General features: G+C 48.6%; 8 protein-coding genes. 4 read left to right on the top strand and 4 right to left on the bottom strand.

Annotated elements, in window-relative coordinates; translation table 11 throughout:
• Positions 1-342: 342 nt before the first annotated feature.
• Positions 343-1,284: a M23 family metallopeptidase gene (locus QUB16_RS32335; RefSeq protein WP_333322432.1), complete on the top strand. Its 942-nt coding sequence runs from the start codon at positions 343-345 to the stop codon at positions 1,282-1,284.
• Positions 1,285-1,492: 208 nt separating this feature from the next.
• Positions 1,493-2,029, top strand: a complete 537-nt coding sequence (locus QUB16_RS32340; RefSeq protein WP_006631395.1) for a late competence development ComFB family protein — start codon at positions 1,493-1,495, stop codon at positions 2,027-2,029.
• 271 nt (positions 2,030-2,300) lie between these two features.
• On the opposite strand, the gene psb29 is transcribed toward QUB16_RS32340, so the two are convergent.
• Positions 2,301-3,014: a photosystem II biogenesis protein Psp29 gene (gene psb29, locus QUB16_RS32345; RefSeq protein ID WP_333322434.1), complete on the bottom strand. Its 714-nt coding sequence runs from the start codon at positions 3,012-3,014 to the stop codon at positions 2,301-2,303.
• Positions 3,015-3,351: 337 nt separating this feature from the next.
• Between psb29 and QUB16_RS32350 the strand changes: the two genes are divergently transcribed.
• Entirely contained in the window at positions 3,352-3,972 is a 621-nt protein-coding gene (locus QUB16_RS32350) for a chromophore lyase CpcT/CpeT (protein ID WP_333322424.1), read from the top strand.
• A gap of 565 nt (positions 3,973-4,537) precedes the next feature.
• Here the strand turns inward: QUB16_RS32350 and QUB16_RS32355 are convergent.
• Positions 4,538-4,900 (bottom strand): STAS domain-containing protein, encoded by a 363-nt coding sequence (locus QUB16_RS32355; protein WP_006631392.1) that lies wholly within the window; start codon positions 4,898-4,900, stop codon positions 4,538-4,540.
• Positions 4,901-4,957: 57 nt separating this feature from the next.
• Positions 4,958-6,001 (bottom strand): oxygen-dependent coproporphyrinogen oxidase, encoded by a 1,044-nt coding sequence (hemF, locus tag QUB16_RS32360; protein WP_333322426.1) that lies wholly within the window; start codon positions 5,999-6,001, stop codon positions 4,958-4,960.
• 190 nt (positions 6,002-6,191) lie between these two features.
• Here hemF and QUB16_RS32365 point away from each other — a divergent pair, with 190 nt between their 5' ends.
• Positions 6,192-7,262: an Mrp/NBP35 family ATP-binding protein gene (locus QUB16_RS32365; protein ID WP_333322428.1), complete on the top strand. Its 1,071-nt coding sequence runs from the start codon at positions 6,192-6,194 to the stop codon at positions 7,260-7,262.
• Positions 7,263-7,278: 16 nt separating this feature from the next.
• Here the strand turns inward: QUB16_RS32365 and QUB16_RS32370 are convergent.
• A partial coding sequence (locus tag QUB16_RS32370) for a hypothetical protein (protein ID WP_333322430.1) occupies positions 7,279-7,570 on the bottom strand: 292 nt, incomplete at its 5' end.

A 7,570-nucleotide genomic window follows, 5' to 3' on the forward strand; every position in this document is an offset into this window, starting at 1 on the left:
GGGCGGGACGCCCATCCCACAATAACAATTAAAATTGTAAGTTATTTAATTCGCGATCCTTAGAGATGAAGAGTGTTTCTGTGGAAACTTGGGTTTTCCTAGATTTGTAGTGGAAACGGTAGTGTGAGCGTCTGGCTCAAGCGGGCTTTCCTCCCCGCACTAGAGAAATTTTTATTATTCTTATCACCTCAAGTTAAGCATTTATTTAAGTTAGTCTCTCATCTCCCAATCTGTTACCAAGCTTTTTACCTACGGCTGTTTCTCTCGAATCATTGCGGATTGGTATAGTTAGTCTAGATATTAAAAACATATCAGCGAGACAAAGGTTAAGGACAGCTAGTGATGGTAATGAGTGTGAATCGAGACAACTGCGGGCTAAGTACGGAAATAATTACAGGTCGGATTTTGCGGTGGGGGCAGTTGAAAGTAAACAAGCTAACCGCCAGTTCGATCGGGGGAATTGTTGCTGGCTTTCTGAGTTTTGCCCTGCCGGTGCAAGCTTTGCAGGTAGTTGTGACGCCGGCAAATCCCCAACTGGGAGATACGCTGTCAGTAATGATTCAGGTTGACGGTAACGGCGGGGAAACTCCAACAGTTTCTCTACAGCAAAAAAACTACCCCGCGTTTCCGATCGGCAACGGTCGCTTTCGGGCCCTGCTACCGACGACGCCGCTAGAGAAACCCGGTGCCCGCCAACTCCAAGTCGCAGGTGACGGACAAGTGCAGAAGTTGAGCGTGCAAGTGCGCGATCGCAATTTTCCCACCCAATCCATCTGGCTACCGCCTGGGAAAGACAGCGAAGGTACAGATGCTGAATTCGATCGCGTAGACGCATTTAAAGCACTCGTGACACCCGAAAAATTTTGGGACGGCAAATTGTTGCGCCCCAACTCCGGCGAAATTACCACTATTTACGGAGTTCGCCGATACTATAATGGGGTATTTGCTCAGGACTACTACCACCGCGGCGTCGATTACGCGGGTGCTTACGGTTCCCCTGTAGTCGCACCGGCAGCAGGTCGGGTATCTCTAGTGGGACGCGAATCCCAAGGGTTCAAAATCCACGGGAACGTCGTTGGTATCGACCACGGTCAAGGGCTAGCAAGCATTTTGATGCACCTCAGCCGGATTGATGTCAAGGAAGGCGATTTTGTGAAAGCAGGTCAAGTAATTGGTACTCTGGGGTCAACGGGGGCTTCGACAGGCCCTCACCTGCACTGGGGACTTTACGTGCATGGGCAGTCGGTCGATCCTGTACCTTGGCGGCTTCAGGGAGTTGAGTAGGAGTTTTTACAGGTTTTGACGGATAAAGCAGTCAATTATGGGGTAAGTTTGTGGCTGGGGTGTGCAGATAACTGTGATGGGTTATCAGTATTGAGTTAGGATTTATATAAAATTTCTCAACTCAACTCTCAAAACTTGAATCTCAAGACGCTAACAATCGCGTCTTCACAAAACTTTATTGATGATGCCGTTGAGCGGGGACGCATATATGAGTATTGAAAAAATTGTTGAACAGGCTTTGCAGGATGGCTATTTAACGCCGTCTATGGAAGCTGAGGTGGGACGGATCTGCAATACGGCTTCGGAATTGTCGATCGAAGAGTACATGGCTCTCGATCGTCTCATGGGATCTTTGTTGACTGGCGAAGTTGTGGTTCTGCCACGCAAACAGTTCATCAACGTGATGGAAGAGTTGGTACTCAGCGATGCGATCGCTAGAGTGGCAGAAATTGAGGCGACGAGTGACCTTAGTCTGGATGTGGGAGATATTGCAGCTTATGCTTTAAATAGGCTGCCACCTCTGTACGCTACGACGGAAGAGGGAGCTCATTTTCAAAGGGCCAGGGCTAAAGAGCAACTTCACGATTTGATTTCCAAAGAAGTCAACGCAGCGATCGCCCGCAACTTGGATCGGCCCGACACCCCAAACCCCACAGCTTTGGGCAAGTCTTCGGGAAACGAAGTTCTTTCACAGCTAAGCACTTGGCTGCAAGCTAACGCCACTAATTTTGAGCCGCAGCCTTAGTACCACCCCAATAGCTCTATTTTAGATTAAGTCGATCCCGCTCAATTCAGAAAGCGGGATTTTTAGTTTCCGCAGCGCCCAAGATTCATCAGAAGGCAGAAGCCAGAAGGCAGAAGCCAGAATTCAAGAACAAAAAATTAAAATTTAAGAGTTTTTATTTGATGTAAAAAATAAAAAACTCCCTCTTCCTTCTTCCTTGTTCCTGACATCCGTTACATCCGTTACATCCGTTATAAAATCCGTTGCCGAACTTCCTTCTTCCTTCAAACGATTAATTGCTGCTGTCAGAAGACTCAGCCGAAGGGCCAGCGGTAACTTTTGTCTCTCGCTTTTCGCGTTTTTTCCGTTCCGCTTGGATGACATCTTGAAGCACTATTCGCGCTTGGGCCATTTTTTCCAAATTGCTGCGGTACAAATCTAAATCTTTGCTAACTTTGTCTTCTGGCAGGTGCAAGGCCGCACTGACTTTGGCGATCGCATCGTTTCGCGTGTCTTGGTCTTTTACCAAGTTAGGGTCAGCTTTTTCTAATAGCGAGAACAAACCGATCGCGAACAAGCGGCTGTACTTAAATTGAGGGTTGCTGGCGATCGCCCCTAAAGACGCTTGCAAATCCGCTGTATCTTCAAAGCTGGTCGAGCGATCGATCCACGAGAGCAACTCTTGCCCGGAAAGTCGATCTGCCACGCTTTCCAAGCGCTGAGCGTCTTGCTTGTAGCGCTCTGGATCGTCTTCTAGGGACTTGCACAAAGCGTTAAAAATCGAAACTCTGTCGGCTTCTGGGGCGTACCCAAGCATGAATCGATCGAAAGCTGTCACTACACCCAAAGCATAAATCGGGTCGTATTGAAAATCGGCATTCGCCGAAAGCAAGTGCATTTCTACCATCAACTCTTCCACCACTCGACGGTAAATTGAGTTGATCGGTCGAGTGTGAATCGTATAGAAACTTCGCTTAGTATCTGAAACAGTACGGTTATTGTTCACCTGAGTCTTATAGATAAATAATTTTGCCGTAGCGGGCGTGCCAGCGCGGCGTGAGTAAAGTCGGGGGAGTCTCTCTGCGATCGGGCTGACAAAAATTGCCAGTTTTTTAAGCGTTGCCGCCGGATTGCGAGACAAAATTTTATCTAAAAATATTTTACGCGCGATCGGCAGCAACAATTAATATGTCGCAATATGAGGGAAAAAACCCAGTATCTTTACAATCATAGCTCTTCTGGGATCGCTCATAAATCTCATCTTCTGACTTGCCCAGCCTTGATATGGTCTTACATATCACAATAACTTTTTCTTGTCAATCACTAATCCTCAAAAAACAAACATGACAATTTCTCCTGAATTAATAGCTTTAGCCCAGTACATGGCGGGCGAATTTGACAACCGAGAACAAGCGCTAGCAGAGCCGGCGTGGTACGTCCACCTTCGTATGTGGCAAAGACCACTACCCGTTCCTTTATTTTCCGAACCCAGCATTGCCCTGTTTGCCGAACAAGCCAACATTCTGGAATTAGACAAGCCATACCGCCCCCGCATCGTGCAACTGAGGCACTCACAGATAGCGCCAGGACTTATCGAAGCTCAGTATTATATGTTCAACGACATTGCAGCCGTCAAAGGAGCCGGTTGCAACCCCGACTTGCTGGGAAAGCTAACGAAGGAGCAAATCCAACTCCTCCCCGGCTGCACCCTGTCGGTTGCGGTGCAAAATTTAGCCTCAAACGGCTATCGTTTTCGGGCATCATTGCCGGAGGGCACTCGCTGCGGCTTTGCCTACGGGGGGCAAAATTACCAAGTAGACTTGGGATTTGAAGCCGCAGCCGAGGAGTTTCTCAGCTATGACAAAGGAATAAGCCCCACGACAGGCAAGGCTATCTGGGGAGCATTAATGGGCCCTTTTAGATTTGTCAAGCGTCAGGATTTTGCTGCTGAGATATTGGGTTGAAGCAAGAAGCAATAAAAAAGAAGGAAGAAAGATTTAGTTATCTAGGAGAGAAGGCAAGACTTTACCTTGACGTATTCTTCTACTTCAGTTTTTTTGTGAACGTCTCAACCGATACTTTTTTGCTAACATTTGCTAACAAATACATAAGTTGAGATCATATCTCAACCAAGGCGTATCAACCGATGCCCGTAGAAATTTCTACAAGCACTTATATTCTTGCCTTCAGCTTGGTTATCGCTTACAGCTCTTAGCCAATCTGATTATTTGCTTTGATAATGTAGAGGCAACTTATTTATATAGCGGTTGCGTACTACCAAGGTTTTTCACCTACATCTGAGTGGCTAAATTCATTCTATATGACATGAAGACCCGAAGGCAAATGTAAGTGATTGTTAGCAAATGTCAGAAAAAGTCTTACTGTTAATCAACCTTTCAAGAAAGTAAGAAGGCAGAAGGAAGCAGGCAAAAATTTACCTGCTTCCTGTTCTTCTGCTGGGTTTCTGCGCGCTTGTGAGTCTCAAGCTTAAATTACCCGCGACACTGCAACCGATGCCAGCAGGATCGCTCAACTTGCGCGCGGCACCCCCTCTAGAGCTTCTTCTTCCGTTTCAAAGATTTCAAACACAGAATCCATCATGGTGACTTCAAACACCAGTTTGGCTTCTGGATGAACATTGCAAATGCGGAAACTTCCCTTAACTTTATCCGCATCCCGCATACCTGCTACAAGTGAGGTCAGGCCAGAACTATCGATAAAGTTAACCTGACCAAGATTCACTACGACATGGCGGCTGAGTTTGGAAATACACTCTTGCAACTTGAGGCGGAATTGCCAAGCTGTAGTGATGTCCAACCGTCCCGTCGGTGCTAAGACGATAACTGTTGTACCGTCTTGAAGCGTGTGGGTTTTTTGATCAATATGAATCACTGACCCTTCCCTCAAATTTATTATCTATCGCGGTGGTTACTGTCCCAGTAGTTTAACTCAGGTCGGTGACTGCTGAGGCATCCAATTCGCCCAATCTTGCGGTTTTAAGAACTTGGAGTAGAGTTCGGCTTCGGGAGAGTTGGGTTCGGGCTCGTAACAGTATTCCCAGCGTACCAAAGGCGGCAGGGACATGAGAATCGATTCTGTGCGTCCGTTGGTTTGCAAGCCAAAGGTCGTGCCTCGATCGTACACCAAGTTAAATTCAACGTAACGGCCGCGGCGGTAAAGTTGGAAATTACGCTCGCGATCGCCGTATTCTTTCGATCGGTGCTTTTCAATTATGGGGGTGTAAGCCGGCAAAAATGCCCGGCCGCAGTCCTGTACGAAGGCGAACAGCGACTCCCAAGTCCTAGGTTCCGGCATCCCAATGTTGTTGCTGCACTCAGCGGCCTTGCCTTTGACATGATGGTCGCGGTAAAGCGCGCCTTGAGCGCTTTGGTAGTCAAAAAACAGGCCGCCCACGCCGCGGGTTTCTTGGCGGTGGGGGAGGTAGAAATATTCGTCGCACCAGAGTTTAAAGGTCGGATAATATCCGGGATGGTGGCGATCACAAGCTGCTTTCAGAGTTTTGTGAAAATGAGCTGCATCCTCAGCCAACGGGTAATAAGGAGTCAAATCCACACCGCCGCCAAACCACCAAATCGGGCCAGCCTCAAAATAGCGGTAATTCAGGTGAACCGTAGGCAAGTAGGGATTGCGGGGGTGCAGCACCATCGAAGTGCCTGTTGCATAGAAATCGTGACCGGCAGCTTCTGGGTGCTTTGCCAGAATCAAAGCCGGCAAACTTTCGCCCCACACTTGGGAAAAATTGACTCCCCCTTGTTCAAACACATCGCCTTCGCGCATGACGCGAGAACGTCCGCCCCCGCCTTCGGATCGTTCCCAAGAGTCCTCCTTAAATTTGCCAACGCCATCGAGCTTTTCGAGGGATTGACAAATTTCGTCTTGTAGGGTTTTCATAAATTGGCTGACTCTAGCTCTAGAGTCAGCGGGCGGCAAAAACGGGGAAGTGGCGGTTTTAAGTGTTGTAGAAACTGTCATAAAATTTTCTGTTGTCAGATTTGAGTTTTAGATGGGCGATGAATCCCAAATCCAGTCGTCATGTAATTATGCCACCGCAGGTCTGCAAATGATCGCTATGAAGTTACATTAAAAAATAGCAATAAAAATATACTTAAACCTGCGATCGAAAATTCGCAAACCCAATTGCAGAGCTATGGTGGAGAACACAATGCCCAATACACTCGATGTTAGTTCAGTCTTAGAAATCCTGCGACCCGTGCAAGACCCCGAACTGCAAAAGAGTTTGGTGGAATTGAACATGATTCGTAACATAAAAATTGACGGCGGTGTCGTCAGTTTTACTTTAGTGCTGACAACGCCTGCTTGCCCGTTGCGAGAATTTATTGTCGAAGATTGCCAAAAAGCGGTCAAACAGTTGCCAGGAGTCGAAAAAGTGGCGGTGGAGGTGACAGCCGAGACGCCGCAGCAAAAGGGAGTGGTCGATCGCCAAGGCATTGAAGGCGTTAAAAATATTATCGCAATATCCAGCGGCAAAGGTGGCGTCGGCAAAAGCACGGTGGCGGTAAACGTGGCAGTAGCGCTGGCGCAAACCGGCGCTAAGGTGGGTTTGCTGGATGCGGATATCTATGGGCCCAACGACCCCAATATGTTGGGTCTGGGGGACGCAAAAGTGATGGTTAGGGACGGTTCAAGCGGGGAAAGCCTCGAGCCCGCCTTCAATTACGGCGTCAAATTAGTGTCGATGGCGTTTTTAATTGACAAAGACCAACCCGTGATTTGGCGCGGCCCGATGTTGAACGGGATCATCCGGCAGTTCCTCTACCAGGTGAATTGGGGCGATTTAGACTATTTGATTGTCGATATGCCTCCGGGTACTGGAGACGCGCAGTTGACAATGGCGCAAGCGGTGCCGATGGCCGGTGTCGTGATCGTGACCACGCCGCAGACAGTGGCTTTGTTGGACTCTCGCAAGGGTTTAAAGATGTTCCAGCAGTTGGGAGTGTCGGTGCTGGGAATTGTGGAAAACATGAGCTATTTTGTGCCGCCGGATATGCCCGACAAGCAATACGATATTTTCGGTTCCGGTGGCGGGGAAAAGACTGCTGCTGAGTTGGGAGTGCCGCTGTTAGGCCGCATTCCGCTGGAAATTCCGTTGCGGGAAGGTGGCGATTCGGGGGTGCCGATCGTCGTGGGACAACCGGGTTCTGCTTCAGCTAGGGAGTTGCGGGCGATCGCGGGTCGCATTGCCGGTAAAGTTTCCGTAGCAGCCTTAGCCTAACTCACATCTTGGATTGTTAATCAGCTTTTGATGGGCGGGCGTCCCGCCCACCCCCTACTCCCCACAAGAAACCTGTTGAGTGTGTGGAACAGGCATCTTGCCTGTTGAGTGTGTAGAACAGGCATCTTGCCTGTTGAGTGTGTGGAACAGGCATCTTGCCTGTTGAGTGTGTGGAACAGGCATCTTGCCTGTTGAGTGTGTGGAACAGGCATCTTGCCTGTTGAGTGTGTGGAACAGGCATCTTGCCTGTTGAGTGTGTGGAACAGGCATCTTGCCTGTTGAGTGTGTGGAACAGGCATCTTGCCTGT

Origin of the sequence: Microcoleus sp. D3_18a_C4 (genome assembly GCF_036702415.1) — a bacterium.
Taxonomy (GTDB): domain Bacteria; phylum Cyanobacteriota; class Cyanobacteriia; order Cyanobacteriales; family Microcoleaceae; genus Microcoleus.

What these genes read in the sequence shown, in the direction of transcription:
- QUB16_RS32335 (WP_333322432.1), top strand. Translation starts at nt 343, where the DNA reads ATGGTAATGAGTGTGAATCGAGACAACTGCGGGCTAAGTACGGAAATA.
- QUB16_RS32340 (WP_006631395.1), top strand. Translation starts at nt 1,493, where the DNA reads ATGAGTATTGAAAAAATTGTTGAACAGGCTTTGCAGGATGGCTATTTA.
- QUB16_RS32350 (WP_333322424.1), top strand. Translation starts at nt 3,352, where the DNA reads ATGACAATTTCTCCTGAATTAATAGCTTTAGCCCAGTACATGGCGGGC.
- hemF (WP_333322426.1), bottom strand. Translation starts at nt 6,001, where the DNA reads ATGACAGTTTCTACAACACTTAAAACCGCCACTTCCCCGTTTTTGCCG.
- QUB16_RS32365 (WP_333322428.1), top strand. Translation starts at nt 6,192, where the DNA reads ATGCCCAATACACTCGATGTTAGTTCAGTCTTAGAAATCCTGCGACCC.